Source organism: Paraburkholderia youngii (assembly GCF_013366925.1).
In the GTDB taxonomy this organism is placed as follows: Bacteria; Pseudomonadota; Gammaproteobacteria; order Burkholderiales; family Burkholderiaceae; genus Paraburkholderia; species Paraburkholderia youngii.
This window is the reverse complement of record NZ_JAALDK010000001.1, coordinates 4,345,643-4,366,602: the sequence shown is the minus strand read 5'-3', so window position 1 is coordinate 4,366,602 and position 20,960 is coordinate 4,345,643. Positions and strand designations below refer to the sequence as shown.

Below are 20,960 nucleotides of genomic sequence, written 5' to 3'. Positions count from 1 at the left end.
AAGGCTGGGGAATAAAGGTCATAGCGTCCACGATGTGAGTGTTTGCAACGACGCGTGATCCGATGCCGGCACTGCGGTCGTGTCAGCGCACATAACGAGCCGTTCGCCAAGCGCGGCGAGATCGCGTTCCGCGTGGCTTTGCCGCAGAAACACTGGCAGGTCGGCGAGCGCTCGGGCGAAGCGCGCGTCGCGGCACAACGGACCCGCGCCAAGCGCGCGCGTCGCATGATCGATGACGGCGCTCGCGGCCTGCTCGACGGCCAGACGCGCGCGCAACACGCGCGTCTGCGCATCATCCGAAGGTCGCGCGTCGATCCACGCGGCGGTTTCACGCAACACCGCGGCGGCCGACCGCAACGCGACATCGGTCGCGCCGAGATGAGCCAGCCGATGCGCATCCGCGCGCCGCGCGCACGCGTCGCGCAGCGTGCGGCCGATCTGCGCGGCCGCGCCGTACCAGCACGCGGCGATACCGGCGCCGCCATGCCAGAAGCCCGCGCGCTGCAGATATTCATGCGGCGCGCCGACGAGCGTCGCCACGGTGTCGTTGAACGTCACATCGGCGCTCGCGGTCGCCCGCATGCCGACGGCCTGCCACTTCGATGTGTCGATCGAGATCGAGCTCTGGTCCAGCGCGACGGCCGCGAGCACCGGCTCGTCATCGCGCCATGCGGTCACGAGCGCATGGGTGAGCGCCTGCGCGCCGGAGCACCAGGCTTTGGTACCGGACAGGCGCACCTGAGCGCCCTCGCTGGAAGCGTTCTGGATTCCTTCACTGACTGCGCGCACTCGCGCGTCCGGCGCTTCGGCGGCCCACACGCCCCAGCGGCTTGCCGGCGGCGGCAACGGGCCGCTCAGCTCGGCGAGAATCGCGAGCGCATCGGTATGGCCTTCGAATAGTTTGACGAGACCGAGGTCGCACGCGGCAACGGCGGCCAGCGCGCGCCAGCGCACCAGCGTCTCGCCATGCCCCGGCAACGGCAAGCTCGGCGCGCGATCGTAGCCGCGCTCGATAAGATCAGCGAGCAGTGCTCCGAGAGCAGCGGGATCGTTCGCATCGAAGCGCGCGTCGCGCAGGAAATCGTCGAGCGGCGGTGCGCGGCCGCCGTGTTGATTCGAAATCTGCCGTGACTGGGCCTTGAAGCTGGCCGCGTGGTCGCGCGTGTCGAGCATCGTGCCTCCCTGCACCGATTCGATCCGCGGCCCGCCGAGCGGCGGCGGACCGGAACGTATGCAGAGTCACAGCAAACATCGTGCCCCAGCTCACGGGGCAGCCGCGCAGCGAAAAAGCGCCTACGTCCCCCCGCTTCCGCTCAGTCGACCATCGGCCTTCGTGAGCAACGCGTCGAGGACCGCCATCTCGACCGGCTTCACCAGGTGCGCATGGAAACCCGCGTTGCGAGTGCGATCGAGATCGCTCGCATGACCGAAGCCCGTCATCGCCGCGTACATCGTGCGAGCCATCTCGGGCAGCGCGCGCATCGCCGCGAGCGTCGCATAGCCATCCATCTTCGGCATCGCCAGATCGATCAGCGCGAGATGCGGTGAGAAGCGCGGCGCGATCTGCAGCGCCTGCTCGCCCTCGTAGGCGATACGCACCTCGTGGCCCTTCAGTTCGAGCAGCATCGCGAGGCTGTCGGCCGAATCGCGATTGTCGTCGATGAGCAGAATCCGCAGCGGCTGCACGTATGGCGCGGCATTGATCGCGCCGCTCTCCGCGGTGTCGGACTGCGCCGAGAGCGGCAGACTCAGAGTGAACGTGCTGCCGAGCCCCGGTCCTTCGCTGCTCGCGACGATGCTGCCACCATGCATTTCGACGAGCGACTTGCACAGCGTCAGGCCGATCCCAAGACCGCCTTCGCCGAAACTTTGCCCTTCCTTCTCCTGCGCGAACAGCTCGAAGATCTTGTCGAGCGAGCGCACCGGAATACCGCAGCCGGCGTCGCGCACTTCGAGCACCGCCATGCGAAAGTCGACACGTCCACGCATCTCGATCACGCTGCCGTGCGGGGAAAATTTCGATGCGTTGTGCAGCAGGTTTTGCAGGACCTGCACGAGCCGCGTCATGTCGCCGCGAATGCTCACGGGGGCGTTGGTTACCTGCGCGACCACGCGCTGCTCGCGCGAGTCGGTGAACGGCCGCGCCGCTTCGATCGCACGCGTGACGAGTTCGGTGAGGTCGACGCGCGCAATCCGCAGTTCGACCTTGTCGGACATGATGCGGCCGATATCGAGCAGATCGTCGACGAGTCGCGTCAGGTGCGTGACCTGGCGATCGATCAGATCGCGCGCACGCGCGACCACCGGGCTCAGATTGGCTTCCATCTGCATCGTGCCGACCGCGTTGCGCACCGGCGCGAGCGGATTGCGCAGTTCGTGCGCGAGCGTCGCGAGAAATTCGCGCATGCGCTCACCGGAGCGCTCGAGCTCCTCGCGCCGGCGCCGCTCGGTCAGATCCCGCGTGACCTTGGCGAAGCCGCGCAAGCGTCGGGATTCGTCATAGACGGCCGTGATGATCACGTTGGCCCAGAACGTCGAGCCGTCCTTGCGCACGCGCCAGCCTTCGTCTTCGACGGCGCCGATCTGCCGCGCGATCGCGAGCTCGCGCGCGGGCTTGCCGGCCGCGGCCTCCTCGGGCACGTAGAACTGCGAGAAGTGCCGGCCGACGATTTCATCGTGCGTATAGCCCTTGATGCGCGCGGCGCCCGAGTTCCAACTGACGACGAAGCCTTGCGGATCGAGCATGAAGATCGCGTAGTCCTTCACGCTATCGACGAGCAGACGGAAGCGCTCCTCGCTCTGGCGCAGCGCTTCGAGATATTCGCGCTGCGCGGTCAGATCGCGCGTGATCTTCGCGAAGCCGGTGACCTCGCCCTGCCCGTTGCGTATCGCGGTGATCACGACGTTCGACCAGAACGTCGTGCCGTCCTTGCGCACGCGCCAGTCCTCGTTCTCGAAGCGGCCGGTGAGCGCCGCCTGCTCCAGCTCGAAGCCTGGCCAGCCGCGCGCGACGGCTTCCTCGGTGTAGAAGCGCGAAAAATGCTGGCCGACGATCTCGCTTTCCGTGTAGCCCTTCAGCTTCTGCGCGCCGGCATTCCAGCTCACGACGTGGCCTTTCGCGTCGAGCAGAAAGATCGCGTAGTCCGAGATCGCCTGCACGAGCGACCAATAATCGACGCCGACGAGCGCCGACGGCGCGGCCTCGGCCTGCACTCGAGCGGGCTCGCCGTGGACGCGGAGAGTAGAAGCATCAAGCTGGGTCATGGCGGACACGTAATTGGAATTGTTGTGTTTAGCAAGCCTCGCGCCTGGCCGGCGCCGAAGCCTTCGCGAAAACGGTTGCGCGGCCCCGCATGGGTCGGGATGCGGCGCGAAGGGCGCTCGCGCGCCGGCTCACAAGGCGCAAAGCTTATAACGGCAGGCCCCGCGATTGCTAGTCGGTCATCACGGAAAGTGTCGCCGTGCGGCGGTTTCGGCTTTCCGTTTTGCCCTTCGATAGCAAAAACAGGAGTGTCAATTGAAAAAGGTATTCACGACTTTCGCCATGAACTTCGCGGCCCCGTGTGCCCTCGCCGCGGCATTGAGCTTCGCATCCAGCGTCGCGCAGGCCGAAGGCTGCGCCAAAGGCGCGGTCGTGGGCGGGGTGACCGGCCACGTTGCCGGACATCATGGGACGGCGGGTGCGGCCGCGGGCTGCGCGATCGGCCACCATGAGGCGAAGAAGAAAGAGAAGGCCGCGAGCGCCGCGGCCGCCGCGAGTCAGCCCGCTGGAAAATGATGCCAATGGCCGGTCCGGCTCGACATCGCTGCGCTTGCGCGCACGCCGTCAACCGGCCGCGCCGATCTTTTCCGCGAGCTTCGTGTCGTAGCTCGAATGGACATGCACGCGTTTCTTGTCGGGATACGCGTATGCATACGCCTTGCGCAGCGCGAGCGACGCCTCGTGAAAGCCTGACAGGATCAGTTTCTGCTTGTTCGGATAGTTCGCGATGTCGCCGACGGCGAAGATGCCCGGCCGCGAGCTTTCGTAGTTCGAGGTATCGACATCGATACGCCCGCCGTGAATCTTCAGTCCCCACTGCGCGATCGGGCCGAGATCCGCGACGAGTCCATACAGCGCGATCAGGTGTTCGGCTTCGAGCTGGGTCTCGCCATGGATCTGCCGCAGCGTCAGCGAACGCAGCGCGCCGTCTTCCACCTCGAGCGCCGCGATCGCGCCGATGACGAAGTCCATCTCACCCGCCTCGACCGCGCGCCGCATCAGCTCGACGCTCGAATCTGCCGCGCTGAAGCCGGCGCGCCGATGCACGAGGGTCACCCGCCGCGCGACCTTGCGCAACGCCAGCGCCCAGTCGAGCGCCGAATCGCCGCCGCCCGCGACGACCACGTTCTTGTCGGCGAAATCGGCGAGGCGCGCCACGCTGTAGTGCACGTAGCGCTTTTCCAGCGGCACGGCCTCGGGGAGCCCGAGCTTTTGCGGGACGAACGCGCCATTGCCGGCGGCGAGAAGGATCGCCGCGACATCGAACACGAGGCCGCGCTGGGTGCGCACGGTCCAGCGGCCGTCGTCGCGTTGCGCGACCGTATCGACGCGCTGTTCGAGATGAATCGGCACATCGAACGGCTTGCATTGCGCGACCAGTCGCTCGACCAGTTCGCGCGAGGTGCATGACGGAATCGCGGGGATATCGTAGATCGGCTTGTCGGGATACAGCTCGATGCACTGGCCCCCGACCCTTCCGAGTATGTCGACGATCTGGCAGGTGAGGCCGATCACACCGGCCTCGAATGCCGCGAACAGACCCACGGGACCGGCGCCGACGATCAGGACATCGGTGCGGATCGGCGAGGTGGACACAGAGGACGGGTCGGCGGCAACGGTCATGAGGCAGGTCTCCGGATCACGGTGAAAGGCGCAAAGCAAGCGTCGATAACTCACCTTACCGAATCGGCCCGCACGCGGCAACGATGCCATCGTCGGCGGTAAGGATGCTATGCGGGCCCGCTCAACGCCCGAAAGTGGCTACCTGAAAATATCTGGAATCGGCCATTTTGATGATCCAGATGACGGACTAAGCTAACACCTGTCCGATCCATCGCAGCGTCCCATCAACCCAGGAGCCCATCATGGAACAACGTCTCGACTTCTACAAAGCCAACCCCGCCGCGATCAAATCGCTGCTCGGCGTCGAAGAGCGCATCGGCAAGTCGGCGCTCGAAAAATCGCTGACCGAACTGGTGCGGTTGCGCGCGTCGCAGATCAACGGCTGCGCGTATTGCGTCGACATGCATACGAGCGACGCGCGCAAGGGCGGCGAAACCGAGCGGCGTCTCGCGACCGTCGTCGTGTGGCGCGAAACGCCGTTCTTCACGGACCGCGAGCGAGCGGCGCTCGAGTGGACCGAAGCGGTGACGCTGGTGTCGCACGATCACGTGCCCGACGCGGTATGGCAGGCGGTGCGCCCGCACTTCAGCGACGAGGAACTGGTCGACCTGACACTGCTCATCTCGGCGATCAATGCCTGGAACCGCTTCGCGATTTCGTTCCGGAAGATGCCGGCCTGAGTGGCGGCATAAGCGGCGGCATGAGGTGATGCACTGCCCGCCTCACTCGCCGATCCACGACCCGCGCAGATCGCTGTCATGCAGCAACTGCAGCAGCGTGCCGGCCGGGCGGCTCAAGCGCTTCGCCGCCAGCGCAATGAATTCCACCGACGGCAACGTCGGCAACCCGGCCGCATTCAACGGCGGCGCGAGCCCGCGCGCGGCCAGATACTGCGGCCGCACGGTGATGCCGAGTCCGCCGCGCGCAGCCGCGATACAGCCGGAATGACTGCTGCTCGTGCAGACGATCTGCCAGCTCGCGCCGGCTTCGGCGAGCGCATCGAGCACGACCGCGCGCGTCACGCTCGGCTCGGCGACCAGAATCAGTGGCAGCGGCTGGCTCAGATCGACGAGCGTGCCGGTCCGCGCGAGCCATTCGAGCCGCCCGGTGAAAAGCGGCACGCCGCGCCGGTCGCCGAGCCGGCGCTTGCCGACCAGCAGATCGATCGCGCCCGCGTCGAGCAGCTCATAGAGCCTGCCGGTCATGCCGATCGTGATTTCGAGCTCGACGTCGGGATGCGCATTGCGAAACGCCGCCAGCACAGTGGGCAGCGGGCCGAGCGCGATGTCGTCCGACGAGCCGAGCCGCACGCGCCCCTTCAGACGCGGCGCGCGAAATTGCGACTCCGCGCGCGATAACGCCTGCAGGATCACGCTTGCATGCGCGAGCATCGCTTCGCCGTCGGGCGTCATCGCGAGCGAATGGGTGTCGCGCACGAACAGGCGCCGGCCCACGCTCTGTTCGAGGCGCCGGATGTGTTCGCTGACGCTCGACTGCGTCAGGTCGAGCCGCCGCCCCGCCTCGGTGAAGCTATGGCAGGCTGCGACGGTCGAGAAGGTCTTCAGCCAGATCGGATTGAGCATGCGTGATTGTCGCGCTGCTTATCGGCATTGTCGATAACAGTCAGCGAGCTTAGTGGGGTTCCCGATTGACGGGGATGTCAATAAGATGACGGAATTCCGCCTGTCCCGGCTCCGGTGGCGTCTTTGCCGCCGCGCCCGCTGTCGAAACCATGACCAAGCATTCGTCTCAAACCGCCCTACTGTGGATCGTCGCCGCCGGCTTCTTCATGCAGTCGCTCGATACGACGATCGTCAACACCGCGCTGCCGTCGATCGCGAACAGCCTGCACGTCGCGCCGCTCGCGATGCAACCGGTCGTCGTCGCCTACACGCTGACGATGGCGATGCTGACGCCCGCCTCCGGCTGGCTTGCCGACCGCTTCGGCACCCGCCGCGTCTATTTCGCCGCGATTCTCGTGTTCGTGCTCGGCTCGATCTGCTGCGCGAGCGCACACACGCTCGGCGAGCTCGTGATGGCGCGGGTGCTGCAAGGCCTCGGCGGCTCGATGCTGCTGCCGATCGGACGTCTCGCGGTGCTGCGCAGCGTGTCGGGCGAGCAATATGTATCGGCGCTCGCGTTCATTTCGATCGCGGGCCAGCTCGGGCCGATCGCCGGGCCGACGCTCGGCGGCTGGTTCGTGCAGGCGATCACATGGCACTGGATCTTTCTGATCAACGTGCCGATCGGCGCGCTCGGCCTGTACGCGGTGCACCGCTTTCTGCCGTCGCATGACGAGACGCAGGCGCCGCCCTTCGATGTGATCGGCTGCGCGCTGCTGTCGCTGTGCATGATCGCGTTTTCGCTCGCGATCGACGCGCCGGTCCCGTCGCATCGCGCGGCGTGGTCGGCGGGGCTGTTCGCGTTGGCGGTCGCCTGCGCACTCGCCTACATTCCGTACGCGAGAAACCGCGGCAATCCGCTATTCAGGCTGTCGCTGTTCGGCGAGCCGAATTTCAGCGTCGGCCTGATCGGCAACCTCGTATGCCGGGTCGGTTCGAGCGCGGTGCCGTTCCTCGTGCCGCTCCTGCTGCAGTTGCAGCTCGGCTACTCGCCGCTGCACTCCGGGCTGATGATGCTGCCCGCGGCGCTCGCCGGCACGCTCGCGAAACGCTGGATCGCGCCGCTCGTGCGCCGCTACGGCTACGACACGTTCCTGCTGGTCAACACGATCATCGTCGGCTCGGCGATCGTCGCGTTCTCGCTGATTTCGCGCGGCACACCGCTCGTGGTCGAAATCGCGATTCTCGCGGTGTTCGGCGCGGCCAACTCGATGCAGTACGCGGCGATGAATAGCATCACGCTGAAGGACCTGTCGCACGAAGACGCGGGCATGGGCAATAGCCTGTTCTCGATGGTGCAGATGCTGGCGATCGGGCTCGGCGTGTCGATCGGCGGCGGGCTCGTCAATCTGTTCGCGGATCAATGGGGCTCGGCGGAACTCGGCTTCCGGCTCGCGTTCGTGTGCGTCGGCGTGATCACGCTGGTGTCCGCGTGGATCTTCCGTCATCTCGACGCCCCGTCCGGTACGCGCGTGATTCGCGGCCAGGCAGCGCAGAGCGCGGGGCGTTGACCCGCGACGCGTTTGCTCGCGTGTCAACGCATGAATTCGAACGTGCCGCTGCTCGGCGGACTCGAGGAAGCGGCGGCCTCCGCCGCGCAGGGTACGACCGCGGTGCGCGGGCGTCTGCGCGTCAACATGGACCCGTTCTTTTCACGGCTCGTGCTCGGGCCGCGCCTTGGCAGCTTCATCGACAAACATCCGGACCTGCAGCTCGAACTGATCACGCGCGATCAGTTGGGCGACATGGTCGCGGACGGCTTCGATGTCGCGATCCGCTTCGGAGACCCGCCGGTGTCGACGCTCGTCGCCCGCAAGCTGCTCGATACGCGCATCCTGACCGTGGCGGCGCCGTCGTATCTGAAGAAACATGGCAAGCCGGCGAACCCTGCCGAGCTCGCGCGCGTTTCTCGACTTCATCATCTCGCTGACCGGCGCCACGCCGCGCCACCCGGCCGCCCTGAGCGCAGAACTGCTGTTTGCCGCCCGCCGGGGTCCGCGTCTTGCTATCGAAGCCTTGTCTTCCCTCCAGGAGAGCAGCGATGAGCAAGACGACGGAAAAACCCCAAGGCGAAACCAAAAACCCGGGCGAAAACGAAACGAAAAGCGAGGCCGGCACGCAGACCGAGGATTTAGCGCATCCGCACCACGCCGTGCATAGCGACAATGCGAAGAGCAAGATGCCCGAGCGCCACGGCGAGGGCCACAAGCAGTCCCCGGCGGACCGTCCGGGCAAAAAGCGCGGCGACGACGAACCGTCGGTCGGTTGAAAAAACCCCGTGCCACGGCGGCCTGTCTGCTTCATGCATTCAGGCCGCATCACTTTTGCCTTCCAGTGCCTTTCTGTAAGCAAACATTTCTTCCTCATTTTTACCGAATATTTTTTCAGCGCCTTGGACTATTTTGCTGCTAGCAGCGAAGTGTGCGCCCTCCGAACCGGCCGCTCCGCGTTGCGCCGGTTCATGCCGCTTCCGATCGTTAAAAGGCGTCATTCATGTCCAACGCGTCAAGTGCTCCCCTCGCCCGTGCGGCCATCGCCCAAGTGTCCATCTGTGTGCCGACCTGCAATCGTCCCGAACTGCTCGTCGAGTGCGTCGACTCGTGCCTCGCGCAAAGCTATCCGCATGTGGAAATCGTGATTGGCGACGATTCGACGGACTCCCGCTCACGGCAACTGATCTTGCAGCGTTACCGCGACGAGCCGCGCGTGCGCTACGAGAAGCACGAGCGGCCGCTTGGCCAGGCGCGCAATGTGTCGAGCCTGTTCGAGCGGGCGCGCGGCGACAAGATCCTGTTGATCCACGACGACGATCTGCTGACGAGCGACGCCGTCGGCAAACTCGTGTCGCTCTGGCAGCGCTATCCGGGGCTCGATGCGGCATTCGGCGCCCAGTACGAAGCGGATCAGGACGGCGCGATCGACCTCGCCGCGAGCGAGCGCCTGAACGCGGCGTTCCGGCGCACCCAGGCCAATGAGGGGCTGCAGCCGCTCGCCGGCCGCACCGGCCTGATCCAGATGTTTCCGAACAATGGCTGGATGGCCGACGCGCGGCTCGTGAAGCGGATCGGCTACGACGATCGGTACGGCGTCTGCTGCGACTACGTGTTCGGCACCGAGCTATGCCTTGCCGCGCGCGAGGTGTTTTATCTGCACGACTACGTGTCGGTGTATCGGAAGACCGCGACGTCGATCTCGCACAGCACGCGCGGCACGAGCACGGCAGCGCCGTTGAGCGCGTATGGGTTCGTGAAGTCGCTGCGTCTGCCGGCGCGGCTCGAAGCGTCGCGGCGGCAGGCGCTGCGGCGGCTCGTGCCGATCGTCGTGTCGATTCACGCGAGAAACGGCGACGCGCGCGCGGGCTGGCGGATCGCGCGCACGCATCTGTTCGCCTACGACTACGGCTTTAGCGCGCGGCTTTACTACCACCTGCTGATGCTGGCGCGCGCGGCCTGGCGCGCACGTCTGCCGACGGCGAGCGCGGCGGCCGATGCTGCCGCCCGCGGGGCGGCGCCGTCGATGACGACGGTCGCCGCGCATGAGGCCGCGAGGGTCGAAGAGTTCGTCGACAAGCTGGTCGATGAATTCGTCGGCGACCGCTCGAAGCCGGTGTGAGCAGCGAGAAGCGCGTCGCGAACCGGACGGAGCGCGAGCGCAAGCGCAAGCGCAAGCCGATTTTCTGCTAAGCATTCCCTGCTTAGCAAACGCGTATTCGTTACTTGGTCCCGAGCGCGCCGCTGATTACGATGGGCACGACCCGTCATCGCAGAGGTGCTTCGCCATGTCAGACAATGCGTGTTTCAGACCGCGCGTGATTGAACCGGTCGTCGAAGATCAACCCGAAGGACTCGGCCTCGCGGTCGAGCTATGGTTCGCCCAACCGATCGACGGCATCGCGGGGCGTGCGGTGCAGATTCATCTGCGCAGCGGCGCGAGGATGGAACAGGCCGAGAGCTTGCGCGACCTGCTGCATGCGTGGGGGACACGGATCGTCGTCAGTTGAGCGGAGTGCGCTGCTGCCAGTTCGCCTAGTGGCGCGCGAACGTCGAGGCGATGAAAAACGGCGGTCCGGTTGCCCCGGACCGCCGCTCGAATGCTTCATCGCGGCACGACGTTTCGCCGTGCCCGGCTAGCGGCTCACGGCTCGTGCCGCAGATACCCTTCCGTCGATGGATCACGCATGCGCAGCGACACGATACCCGCGAGTGCGCACAGCGCCGTTACATACCAGAAGAACATCGTCTCGACGCCGGCCGACTTCAGCCACAGCGCGACATATTCCGCGGAGCCGCCGAAGATCGCATTGGCGACCGCATACGACAGCCCCACGCCGAGCGCACGCACTTGCGGTGGGAACATTTCCGCCTTGATCAGGCCGCTGATCGACGTATAGAAGCTGACGATCGCCAGCGCGACGACGACGAGCGCGAACGCCGCGAGCGGACTCGTCACGTCCTTCAGCGCATGCAGCAGCGGCACCGTGCCGAGCGTCGCGAACAAACCGAAGCACAGCATCGAATTGCGTCGGCCGATCCTGTCGGACAGCGCGCCGAACGCCGGCTGCATCAGCATGTAGACGAACAGCGCGGCGGTCATCACCGAACTCGCGGTCTTCGCGTGCATGCCGGCCGTATTGACCAGATATTTCTGCATATACGTGGTGAACGTATAGAAGATCAGCGAGCCGCCGGCCGTGAAGCCGAGCACCGTCATGAACGCGCCCTTGTGCTCCCACAAGCCGCGCAGCGTACCCGCCTCCTTGCGCTGGCGCGTCGCGGCGGTGGTGGTTTCGTCGAGCGATTTACGCAGATAGAGCGAGATCAGCGCAGCGATCGCACCGATCGCGAACGGCACGCGCCAGCCCCACGCCTTCAGCTCGTCGGTCGTCAGCATCTGCTGCAGGATCACCAGCACGAGCAGCGCGAACAGTTGCCCGCCGATCAGCGTCACATACTGGAACGACGCGAAGAAGCCGCGCCGGCCCTTCAATGCGACTTCGCTCATATAGGTCGCGCTGGTGCCGTATTCGCCGCCCACCGACAGGCCCTGGAACAGTCGCGCGATCAGCAGCAGCGCCGGCGCGAGCGCGCCGATCTGCGCGTACGTGGGCAGCATCGCGATCACGAGCGAGCCGCCGCACATCATAAAGACCGACACCATCATCGCGGTGCGGCGGCCACGCTTGTCGGCGAACCGGCCGAAGAACCAGCCGCCGATCGGGCGCATCAGGAAGCCGGCGGCAAACACCCCGGCCGTGTTGAGCAACTGCGTGGTGGTGTTGCCGCTAGGAAAGAACGACGGCGCGAAATACAGCGCCGTGAACGAATACACGTAGAAGTCGAACCATTCGACAAGATTGCCCGATGAAGCGCCGACGATCGCGAAGATGCGGCGCCGGGTGTCGTCCGCTCGTGCGACGACGGGTTGGTCGGTTAGATCGTTCATGCTGATGTCGGTCCTTTTTTCTCTAAACGAGGATGACGCTCGTGACGCCGCCTTCATGCGCGTCGCGGACAACCGCATACGCGCGCGCGGCGAATTTTACATAAGTGAAAAGTTCAGATGGGGTTTTGTCTGCGGAACTGCAGGAAAGCCCTGGGTACGGGCCGGAGGCGAAGTAGAACCGCAACGAAAAACGAACCCCCGCCAGCCGGGAGGCTGCGGGGGCTTCGGGTGATCGACGCGGACCGCCCGGGCGGTTACGAACCGTCGCCGCGCTCGGACGGAGACGTCAGATTCTCACCGAGGGCGGCACGTACCGGCAGTCGTAGCGCTTTCTGACGGTACCGTTTTCGTCGACGCTTTCGAGGTACACATCGAATTGCCACAAGCGCGCCATGTGCTTGAGCACTTCGTCGCTATCCGACGACAGGTGCCGGTTGTCGCTCATGAAATGCCGCAACGTCAGGCTGCGATCGCCACGCGTGTTGACGGCCCATACCTGAATGTTCGGCTCACGGTGATGCATGTCGTACTGCCGCGACAGCGCCTGGCGCACGTACTGGTAGCCGCTGTCGTCGTGAATCGCCGACACCTCCAGCGCGTCGCGCATGTCGTCGTCGAGCACCGAGAACAGGCGCATTTCGCGGATCAGATGCGGCGACAGGTACTGCGCGACGAAGCTCTCGTCCTTGAAGTTGCGCATCGCGTAGTGCATCGAGGGCAGCCAGGGACTGCCGGCCAGATCAGGAAACCACTTGCGGTCTTCGTCGGTCGGCGCTTCGCAGATGCGGCGGATGTCGCTCATCATCGAAAAGCCGAGCGCATACGGATTGATGCCGCTGTAATACGGCTTCGTGACCGGCGGCTGATAGACGACGTTGCTGTGCGAATGGAGGAACTCCATCATGAAGCCGTCTTCCAGCTTGCCCTGGTTGTACATCGTGTTTAGCAGCGTGTAGTGCCAGAACGTCGCCCAGCCTTCGTTCATCACCTGGGTCTGCCGCTGCGGATAGAAATACTGACCGATCTTGCGCACGATGCGGATCACCTCGCGCTCCCACGGCTCGAGCAGCGGCGCGTTTTTCTCCGCGAAATACAGCAGGTTTTCCTGCGGCTCGGGCGGATAGCGCTCCTCGACCTCTTCGGGCAGCGGCGTATGGCGCGTCGGCAGCGTGCGCCACAATTCGTTGACCTGCGACTGCAGATACGCCTCACGTTCGCGCCGCGCGGCGAACTCCTTCTGCAAAGACAGCTTCTGCGGGCGCTTGTAGCGGTCCACGCCGTAATTCATTAGCGCGTGGCACGAATCGAGCAATTCCTCGACGCGATCGAGCCCATAGCGCTCCTCGCATTCCGCGATGTAGTTCTTCGCGTAGACGAGGTAGTCGATGATCGCGTGCGCGTCCGTCCACAAGCGGAACAGATAGTTGCCCTTGAAGAACGAGTTGTGACCATACGCCGCATGCGCGATCACGAGCGCCTGCATCGTCATCGTGTTCTCTTCCATCAGATACGCGATGCAGGGGTTCGAATTGATGACGATTTCGTATGCGAGCCCCATCTGGCCGCGACGATAGCTTTTTTCGGTAGAAAGAAAGTGTTTGCCGAACGACCAGTGACGGTAGTTCACCGGCATACCGACGGACGCATAGGCGTCCATCATTTGTTCAGCGCTGATGAGTTCGAGCTGGATCGGATACACGTCGAGCTCGTATTGCTCCGCAACACGGGCAATATGCGAGTCGTACTCTTCGATCAATTCGAAGGTCCAGTCGGACGGGCACGGCAGAGGCCGTCTATCGGCTACGTTCATACGGACTTCCCTTTGCCCCTCGATGGGCGTTCCGGTGTGTCCCGTGCTGCAGCATTGCGGACTGCTCCGGCGCGAGCGGCTGCCGTGCTAGCCGCTCCTGCCTCGGCATGCCCCGACAGTTGCTGCGGCACGCCTTTGTTGCGCTGCGGCGCAGTCGTACGACGGATTGCCTCAAGTCGTACGATTCATCGCCGCACGCGTCGTGATCCAGATGCCTGGAGCGCAATCAGCGTTCCCTCACGAAGTCGCCGCCTGCTTCTCGAACAACTCGCGAAACACCGGATAGATATCGGCCGCGGTTTCGACCTTCTTCATCGCCATATGCGGTTGCGATAGCGCCAGTTGCGCGTATTCGAGCCACAGATTCTGCTCTTCGGGCGTCACCTGAATATACGCAAAATACCGCACCTTCTCCAGGATGTCATCCGAGAGTATCTTGCGGCACTTCGGCGAATCGTCGGTCCAATTGTCGCCGTCCGAAGCCTGCGCCCCGTAAATGTTCCATTCAGTTGGCGAGTAGCGTTCCTCCATCACCTTGCGCATCAGTTCGAGCGCGCTCGACACCACCGTGCCGCCGCTTTCGGTCGAGTGGAAGAACGTATCTTCGTCGACTTCCTCGGCGCGCGTGTGGTGGCGAATGAACACCACTTCGATGCGCTCGTAGTTACGCTTCAGAAACAGGTACAGCAGGATGAAAAAGCGCTTCGCGAGATCCTTGCGCTGCTCGTCCATCGAGCCGGACACGTCCATCAGGCAGAACATCACTGCCTGACTCGACGGCGTGGGTTGCTTCACGCGATTCACGTAGCGCAGATCGAATGGATCGATGAACGGAATCCGCCAGATGCGTCCTTTCAGATGGTGGATGTCGTCTTCGAGCAGCTTGATCTCTTCGCGGCGATCGGCGGGATCGGCCTTCAGCTCTTCGAGCTGCCGCTCCATTTCGTGCAACTGGTTGACGAGCGGCGCGCCGAGCGCGATGCGCCGGCCGAGCGCGCTGCGCAGCGAGCGCACCACGTCGATGTTGTTGGGCGTGCCCTCCGCGGCCCAGCCCGCGCGGATGCTTTTCCACGTCGGCACGGCCATCAGATGGGTTTTGACGAGACGCGGCAGTTCGAGGTCGTCGAAGAAATACTGCATGAACTCTTCGCGGCTCAGCTCGAACACGAAGTCGTCCTGACCCTCGCCCTCGTTGCTGGCCTGACTGCCTCCGCCGCCACCACCACCGCCTTGCGGGCGCTGGATCTTGTCGCCGCGGATGTAGTCCGAGTTGCCGGGATGCACCATCTCGCGGCGGCCGCCCGGTCCGTGACGGAACGACGGCTCCGCGATGTCCTTGCGCGGAATGGTGATGCTTTGGGTGTTCTGGATATCTTTGATGCTGCGGTCGCGCACCGCTTCCGAAACGGCGCGACGGATATAGTTTTTGACGCGGCGCAAAAAACGCTCGCGATTCGCAATACTCTTGTTCTTGCCTGCCAACCTGCGGTCGATGATTTGATGAAGCACGCCCGGTCTCCCGTCCGTGCAACCGCGTTTCCGCTGCGGCCGCACTAATATTTCCGGTGCGCGAGACGCCCGCCGCGCAGTGCATGCTATGCGGCTTGCGCCTCGCCGGTTGCCCGTACGGTCGAACCGTACGGGCGGCACATCATGAGTATCATGCGCGCATCACGATGACTTGCGCACGCGCAGATACCAGTCGCACAACAAGCGCACCTGTTTCGGCGTATAGCCCTTCGCCACCATGCGATTGACGAAGTCTTCGTGCTTGCGCTGCTCTTCGGCCGAGCCCTTCGCGTTGAACGAGATCACCGGCAACAGTTCTTCCGTGTTCGAGAACATCTTCTTTTCGATCACGACGCGCAGCTTCTCGTAGCTGATCCACGCGGGGTTCTTGCCCGCATTCGCAGCCCGCGCGCGCAGCACGAAGTTCACGATCTCGTTGCGGAAGTCCTTCGGGTTGCTGATGCCCGCCGGCTTCTCGATCTTCTCCAGCTCGGCGTTCAACGCGGCACGGTCGAAGCTCTCGCCGGTGTCGTGGTCGCGGAACTCCTGATCCTGGATCCAGAAGTCCGCATACGTGACGTAGCGGTCGAAGATGTTTTGACCATACTCGGAGTACGACTCCAGATACGCGGTCTGAATCTCCTTGCCGATGAACTCCGCATAGCGCGACGCGAGCACGTCCTTGATGAAGGACAGATACTTCTGCTCGGTTTCGGGCGGGAACTGCTCGCGTTCGATCTGCTGTTCGAGCACGTACATCAGATGCACCGGATTGGCCGCGACCTCGGTCGAGTCGAAGTTGAACACGCGCGACAGAATCTTGAACGCGAAGCGGGTCGACACCCCGGTCATGCCTTCGTCGACGCCCGCGAAGTCGCGGTACTCCTGGTACGACTTCGCCTTTGGGTCCGTGTCCTTCAGATTCTCGCCGTCGTAGACCTGCATCTTCGAGAACAGGCTCGAGTTTTCCGGCTCCTGCAAACGCGTGAGCACGGACATCTGCGCCATCATCTTCAGCGTGCCAGGCGCGCAGACCGCGTTGGCCAGCGACGAGTTGCGCAGCAGCTTCTCGTAGATCTTGACCTCTTCGCTATAGCGCAGGCAGTACGGCACCTTGACGACGAAGATCCGGTCGAGCAGCGCTTCGTTGTTACGGTTGTTGCGGAACGCCTTCCACTCCGACTCGTTCGAGTGAGCGAGGATGATGCCGTCGAACGGGATCGCGCCGAAGCCTTCCGTACCCTTGAAGTTGCCCTCCTGGGTCGCGGTGAGCAGCGGGTGCAACACCTTGATCGGCGCCTTGAACATTTCGACGAACTCGAGCAGGCCCTGATTGGCAAGGCACAGGCCGCCCGAGTAGCTGTACGCGTCGGCGTCGTCCTGCGCGTACTGTTCGAGCTTGCGGATGTCGACCTTGCCGACCAGCGACGAAATGTCCTGATTGTTCTCGTCGCCCGGTTCAGTCTTCGAGATAGCGATCTGACGAAGGATCGACGGATAGCGGCGCACCACGCGGAACTTGCGGATGTCGCCGTTGTACTCGTGCAGGCGCTTGACCGCCCACGGACTCAGGATGCCTCGCAGGTAGCGGCGAGGAATGCCATATTGCTCTTCGAGGATCGGACCGTCTTCCTCGTAGTCGAACAGACCGAGCGGCGATTCATTGACGGGCGAGCCCTTGATCGCATAGAACGGTACGCGCTCCATCAGTTGCTTCAGCCGTTCCGCGATCGACGACTTGCCGCCGCCGACCGGTCCTAACAGATACAGTATCTGCTTCTTTTCTTCGAGCCCCTGGGCCGAATGCCGGAAGTAGGCGACCACCTGCTCGATCACCTCTTCCATTCCGTAGAACTCTCGGAATGCGGGGTATACCTTGATGACCTTGTTCGCGAAGATACGCGATTGACGCGGATCGTTGCGCGTGTCGATCTGTTCCGGTTCTCCGATTGCCGTCAACATGCGTTCGCCTGCAGTGGCGTACGCGGCGGGATTGTCTTTGCAGAGCGCGAGATACTCCTCGAGCGAGAGTTCATCCTCCCGTGTTTTCTCGAAGCGGGTCGCGAAACTGCTGTAGATATCCATGCTACCTCCTCGCCGAAGTCTGGAGCGATGTCGTGCGCGGCGCGCTATTCGGAAACGACATCGCTCGAATTCATCCTAAACCCTTTTAAATTTTTTTTCACGAACTACGTTGCGAAAATCGCTCCGTAACCGCGAAGCTACAGTCCTCACTTGGAACCAAAGAATCGACCACCTACAATTTTTCACTCACGCCGCAACGAATCAAATCATCCGCTGCTCCGCTGTACCGTTACTTGCTCCGCTGTACCGTTACTTTCTTCAGCACCGCATCGCTATTCAGTGCTCCTGCACGACTTCGCTTTACCGCTGCATCGCGCCATGACCTCGCGTTGCTATTGCACATCCCGTACCTGCACCGTCGACCCTTCACAAAAATGCGGCTGTCTGCGCACGCACACTTCGTCACCAAAAGCAGGCACACCCCTGATCCGTACGACTGGATGACGGCAGCCGCTCGCGCCGCTCTCATAGGTGTATACGGAAAGAAGCGGCAAAGTTGCAACAAATGGATTCGAACAGGTTAACGATTCAAAGACTGCCACCGTTTCGAATTCGCCAAAATAAAAACGGCTGCACGCGGGCAGCCGTTTGGAATGGATGAAGCGTTGTAATTTGCGGTTACAACCAGCATCGATCAGGTCAGTTCAATTTCCACTTCACCCAACCCATCGATATGTCCACGCACGATGCCGGGCTCGTCGATCTTGTGCGCGCCGACGTATGAGCCGGTGGTCAGGGTCCAGTCGCGCTCGATCGTGATCCCCATTGCCGCGCAATGGTTGACGAACCAGACGAGCAGCTCGCGCGGATCGCCGGCCGGATTGCCGGTCACTTCCGGTATCAGCGAGCGGCCGTTGAAGCTCAGCTCCAGTTCCGGCGACACGAAGTCGAAGCCGCGCGCGAGGCTCGCATAGACGGCCGGATGGCCAGTGATCAGCGCGCCGTTGTTCTGCGCGTCGGCTAGCTGCGCGAGCGGCGCGACGTTCGGCCACTCGGTGAAGCGGCTGTCGACGATCTCGATGGCCGGCAGCACGGCGCCGAGCTTGGACAGCACCTCGTCGCGCGCATAGGCCTGAGCGCGCGGCTCGATCGTCACGTCGAAGCGAAACGCGATCTCCAGCTCGACCAGCACGCGAAAGAATCCGTCATGCGCAAGCCGCGCCGGCGACGGCACCACCAGCGAGGCCGGAATCGGCGCGCCCGACGCGGCGCCGCCCGGGGACTTCGCGCCGATCTTCCACGCGCCGGTCGATTCGCCCAGCCCCGCGATCACCGCCTGCTGGATCGCGTAGGCGGTCGCCGCGTCGGGCGGCAGGCTGTCGGGGGCGGGCGCGTCGATCGGCAGGTGCTGCCGGCGTGCCTCGACGAGGTGTTGCGCAAGATCGTAACGCGTCATGTCGGTTTTTTGTGGCTGGCGCATGGCAGGTTCGCAGGACGTAGCAATAAGTGGGAACCACCTGTTGAAGGTGCGGGCAGCCGCGCGCCGCGCACGCGGATCGGGGCCGTGCCCGTCAATGTACCGGATCGCGACAGGCGCCGGTGAAAGCCACGCCGCGCGCAAACGTTATTTCTTGCGCGAGCCGAAAAAAAGCCGCACCTGGGGACCCAGGCGCGGCTTTTCGCGAAGCAATCGTCGTTCGTACGGCGCGGATGCCGGACAGCCAGCGAGCGGACGGGAACGGATGTTGCAACGAACGGCGGGGTCAATCACCTAACGCGCGACAGCGCCGCCGCCCATGTACACGTGAACCCGAGCCCGCTCAGAAGGTCTCCCAATCCTGATCACCGCCGGCCGTCGCCGCGGACCTGGCCGGCGCGCGGGTGGGCGCGGGCGCGGCGGCAACCCGCGGCGCGACAGCAGCGACCGTCGCTGCCTTCGCCGGCATCGCCGCCTGCGCCGTAGCCGGCGTGAGCTTGCGTGCGCGCGCGGCGACCGGGCTCGTGGACACCGGGCGCTTCAGCGCCGCAAGCCCTGACGCCCCGTCGTGACCGCCACGGCCGCTGTCGTCGAGCTGGAACACCGCGACCACGTTGCGCAACCGGGCCGCCTGCTGCTCGAGCGACGACGCGGCGGCGGCAGCTTCCTCGACGAGCGCCGCGTTCTGCTGCGTAACCTCGTCCATCTGCGTGACCGCGCGCGCGACCTGGTCGATGCCGCCGCTCTGCTCTTCGGACGCCGACGCGATCTCGCCCATGATGTCGGTCACGCGCTGCACCGCGCCGATGATTTCGCTCATCGTGCGGCCGGCCTCGTCGACCAGCGCCGAGCCCGACTGCACGCGCTCGACCGACGTATCGATCAGCTCCTTGATCTCCTTGGCCGCCGCCGACGAACGCTGCGCGAGGCTGCGCACCTCGCCCGCGACGACCGCGAAGCCGCGCCCTTCCTCGCCGGCGCGCGCCGCCTCGACGGCTGCGTTCAGCGCGAGGATGTTGGTCTGGAAGGCGATGCCCTCGATGATCGAGATGATGTCGGCGATCTTCGCCGAACTCTGGTTGATGTCGCCCATCGTGCCGACCACCTGGCCGACCACCGCGCTGCCCTTATTGGCGATCTCCGACGCACTGGCGGCAAGCGCGCTCGCCTGTCGCGCGTTATCGGCGTTCTGGCGTACGGTGCCGGTCAGCTGCTCCATGCTCGACGCGGTTTCCTGCAGCGCGGACGCCTGCTCTTCAGTGCGCGACGACAGATCGACGTTGCCCGCCGCGATCTGACGCGTCGCGGTCGCGATCGACTCGCTACCGCCGCGCACGCTGCGCACCGTTTCGGTGAGGCTGTGCTGCATTCTGGCGATTCCTTCGAGCAGTTGCCCCATTTCGTCGCGCGAAGTCACGACCACCGGACGACGCAGATCGCCGGCCGCGATCGCCTCGAAGTGGCCGAGCGCTTCGTCGAGCGGACGCGCGATCGCGCGGCTCAGCGTCAGATACGACAGCGCCGCCGCCAGCACGCCGAGCACCAGCGCGCCGATGCTGACCATGCGGAACAGATGGAAACTGTTCTGCGCGGAGTCGAAGCCCTGCTTCGCCGAATCGAACTGGTATTTGCGCAGTGCGTCGTCGGCTGTGACGAGATCGTTGAAGACGGCCTGCAGATTCTTCGCGTGCTCGACCAGCTTGCTCTGATCGTTCGCCTCGATTGCCGTCGCGAACGCTTCGAGCTGCTGATGCAGCGTGTTGCGCTTCGCGGCGACGTCCTGCGCGAGCCGGTCTTCGTCCGCGTCGCGCGGCAGATCGAGATATTTTTTCCACCACATGTCGGACGTGCTGCCGAGCATGCGCGCGCGCTCGATCGTGGATGCCGCTTCCGGCGTGCCGACGAGGAACGCGGCGCGGTCGAGCGCGAGTCGCTCGCGCGCCGCGTACATTTCCGCGTTGCCGATGTTCACGGCGCCCGGCATCGCATCGGTGAAAGTGGCTTCATAGGCGTCGTTCGAACGGCCCATGCCGAACAGACCGAAAACGCCGATCGCAACCAGCAACGCGGCGAGGAACGCCATCGTGAGTCCAATTCGCGCCTTGATCGTGATGCCTTTATTCAACATGCTTGGTCCTGTGTGCTGTACTCGATGAGAGGCTGCTGCTTGCGCAGCGTGGGGGCGGCGTG

17 protein-coding genes and 1 pseudogene are annotated in these 20,960 nt (G+C 64.2%); 7 read left to right on the top strand and 11 right to left on the bottom strand.

The window, feature by feature from the left end; all coding sequences use genetic code 11:
• Window positions 1-18 precede the first annotated feature (18 nt).
• Window positions 19-1,173, bottom strand: a complete 1,155-nt coding sequence (locus G5S42_RS20045) for an acyl-CoA dehydrogenase family protein (protein WP_176108385.1) — start codon at window positions 1,171-1,173, stop codon at window positions 19-21.
• Between the two features lie 120 nt (window positions 1,174-1,293).
• Window positions 1,294-3,264, bottom strand: a complete 1,971-nt coding sequence (locus G5S42_RS20040; protein WP_176108384.1) for a PAS domain-containing hybrid sensor histidine kinase/response regulator — start codon at window positions 3,262-3,264, stop codon at window positions 1,294-1,296.
• 280 nt (window positions 3,265-3,544) lie between these two features.
• On the opposite strand from G5S42_RS20040, the gene G5S42_RS20035 reads away from it, so the two are divergent.
• Window positions 3,545-3,778 carry a hypothetical protein gene (locus G5S42_RS20035; RefSeq protein ID WP_176110575.1) on the top strand — a complete coding sequence of 78 codons (234 nt, stop codon included), beginning with the start codon at window positions 3,545-3,547 and terminating at the stop codon, window positions 3,776-3,778.
• Between the two features lie 48 nt (window positions 3,779-3,826).
• On the opposite strand, the gene G5S42_RS20030 is transcribed toward G5S42_RS20035, so the two are convergent.
• Window positions 3,827-4,885: an NAD(P)/FAD-dependent oxidoreductase gene (locus G5S42_RS20030; protein WP_176108383.1), complete on the bottom strand. Its 1,059-nt coding sequence runs from the start codon at window positions 4,883-4,885 to the stop codon at window positions 3,827-3,829.
• Window positions 4,886-5,127: 242 nt separating this feature from the next.
• Between G5S42_RS20030 and G5S42_RS20025 the strand changes: the two genes are divergently transcribed.
• Window positions 5,128-5,565 carry a carboxymuconolactone decarboxylase family protein gene (locus G5S42_RS20025; protein ID WP_176108382.1) on the top strand — a complete coding sequence of 146 codons (438 nt, stop codon included), beginning with the start codon at window positions 5,128-5,130 and terminating at the stop codon, window positions 5,563-5,565.
• Window positions 5,566-5,607: 42 nt separating this feature from the next.
• On the opposite strand, the gene G5S42_RS20020 is transcribed toward G5S42_RS20025, so the two are convergent.
• The gene (locus G5S42_RS20020) at window positions 5,608-6,468 is read right to left on the bottom strand and encodes a LysR family transcriptional regulator (RefSeq protein WP_018435610.1); all 861 of its coding nucleotides are present in this window, start codon (window positions 6,466-6,468) and stop codon (window positions 5,608-5,610) included.
• A gap of 149 nt (window positions 6,469-6,617) precedes the next feature.
• On the opposite strand from G5S42_RS20020, the gene G5S42_RS20015 reads away from it, so the two are divergent.
• The 3 genes and pseudogenes from G5S42_RS20015 to G5S42_RS20005 all read left to right on the top strand — a co-directional run bounded on the left by G5S42_RS20015 (window position 6,618) and on the right by G5S42_RS20005 (window position 8,776).
• The gene (locus G5S42_RS20015; RefSeq protein ID WP_176108381.1) at window positions 6,618-8,018 is read left to right on the top strand and encodes a DHA2 family efflux MFS transporter permease subunit; all 1,401 of its coding nucleotides are present in this window, start codon (window positions 6,618-6,620) and stop codon (window positions 8,016-8,018) included.
• Window positions 8,019-8,060: 42 nt separating this feature from the next.
• A pseudogene (locus G5S42_RS20010) lies at window positions 8,061-8,552 on the top strand (LysR substrate-binding domain-containing protein); the annotation flags it as partial.
• Window positions 8,549-8,776: a hypothetical protein gene (locus G5S42_RS20005; RefSeq protein ID WP_176108380.1), complete on the top strand. Its 228-nt coding sequence runs from the start codon at window positions 8,549-8,551 to the stop codon at window positions 8,774-8,776. The pseudogene G5S42_RS20010 and the gene G5S42_RS20005, both read left to right, overlap by 4 nt.
• Window positions 8,777-8,815: 39 nt before the next feature.
• On the opposite strand, the gene G5S42_RS20000 is transcribed toward G5S42_RS20005, so the two are convergent.
• On the bottom strand, window positions 8,816-8,998 hold the full coding sequence (locus G5S42_RS20000) for a hypothetical protein (RefSeq protein ID WP_176108379.1): 183 nt from the start codon (window positions 8,996-8,998) through the stop codon (window positions 8,816-8,818).
• A gap of 2 nt (window positions 8,999-9,000) precedes the next feature.
• On the opposite strand from G5S42_RS20000, the gene G5S42_RS19995 reads away from it, so the two are divergent.
• Both G5S42_RS19995 and G5S42_RS19990 read left to right on the top strand, forming a co-directional pair.
• The gene (locus G5S42_RS19995) at window positions 9,001-10,119 is read left to right on the top strand and encodes a glycosyltransferase family 2 protein (RefSeq protein WP_176108378.1); all 1,119 of its coding nucleotides are present in this window, start codon (window positions 9,001-9,003) and stop codon (window positions 10,117-10,119) included.
• A 166-nt stretch (window positions 10,120-10,285) separates the two neighbouring features.
• Entirely contained in the window at window positions 10,286-10,507 is a 222-nt protein-coding gene (locus tag G5S42_RS19990; protein ID WP_176108377.1) for a hypothetical protein, read from the top strand.
• A 134-nt stretch (window positions 10,508-10,641) separates the two neighbouring features.
• Here the strand turns inward: G5S42_RS19990 and G5S42_RS19985 are convergent, their stop codons facing one another.
• From G5S42_RS19985 to G5S42_RS19960, 6 genes are all read right to left on the bottom strand, one after another.
• Complete coding sequence (locus tag G5S42_RS19985) at window positions 10,642-11,949, bottom strand: MFS family transporter (RefSeq protein ID WP_176108376.1); 1,308 nt, start codon at window positions 11,947-11,949, stop codon at window positions 10,642-10,644.
• 286 nt (window positions 11,950-12,235) lie between these two features.
• Entirely contained in the window at window positions 12,236-13,759 is a 1,524-nt protein-coding gene (locus G5S42_RS19980) for a SpoVR family protein (protein ID WP_176108375.1), read from the bottom strand.
• Between the two features lie 237 nt (window positions 13,760-13,996).
• Window positions 13,997-15,268, bottom strand: a complete 1,272-nt coding sequence (locus tag G5S42_RS19975) for a YeaH/YhbH family protein (RefSeq protein WP_176108374.1) — start codon at window positions 15,266-15,268, stop codon at window positions 13,997-13,999.
• A 162-nt stretch (window positions 15,269-15,430) separates the two neighbouring features.
• Window positions 15,431-17,353, bottom strand: coding sequence for a PrkA family serine protein kinase (locus tag G5S42_RS19970; RefSeq protein WP_176108373.1), 1,923 nt, complete (start codon window positions 17,351-17,353; stop codon window positions 15,431-15,433).
• Window positions 17,354-17,987: 634 nt separating this feature from the next.
• The gene (locus G5S42_RS19965) at window positions 17,988-18,749 is read right to left on the bottom strand and encodes a 2-keto-4-pentenoate hydratase (RefSeq protein WP_176110574.1); all 762 of its coding nucleotides are present in this window, start codon (window positions 18,747-18,749) and stop codon (window positions 17,988-17,990) included.
• A gap of 364 nt (window positions 18,750-19,113) precedes the next feature.
• Window positions 19,114-20,898, bottom strand: a complete 1,785-nt coding sequence (locus tag G5S42_RS19960; RefSeq protein ID WP_176108372.1) for a methyl-accepting chemotaxis protein — start codon at window positions 20,896-20,898, stop codon at window positions 19,114-19,116.
• Between the last annotated feature and the right edge of the window lie 62 nt (window positions 20,899-20,960).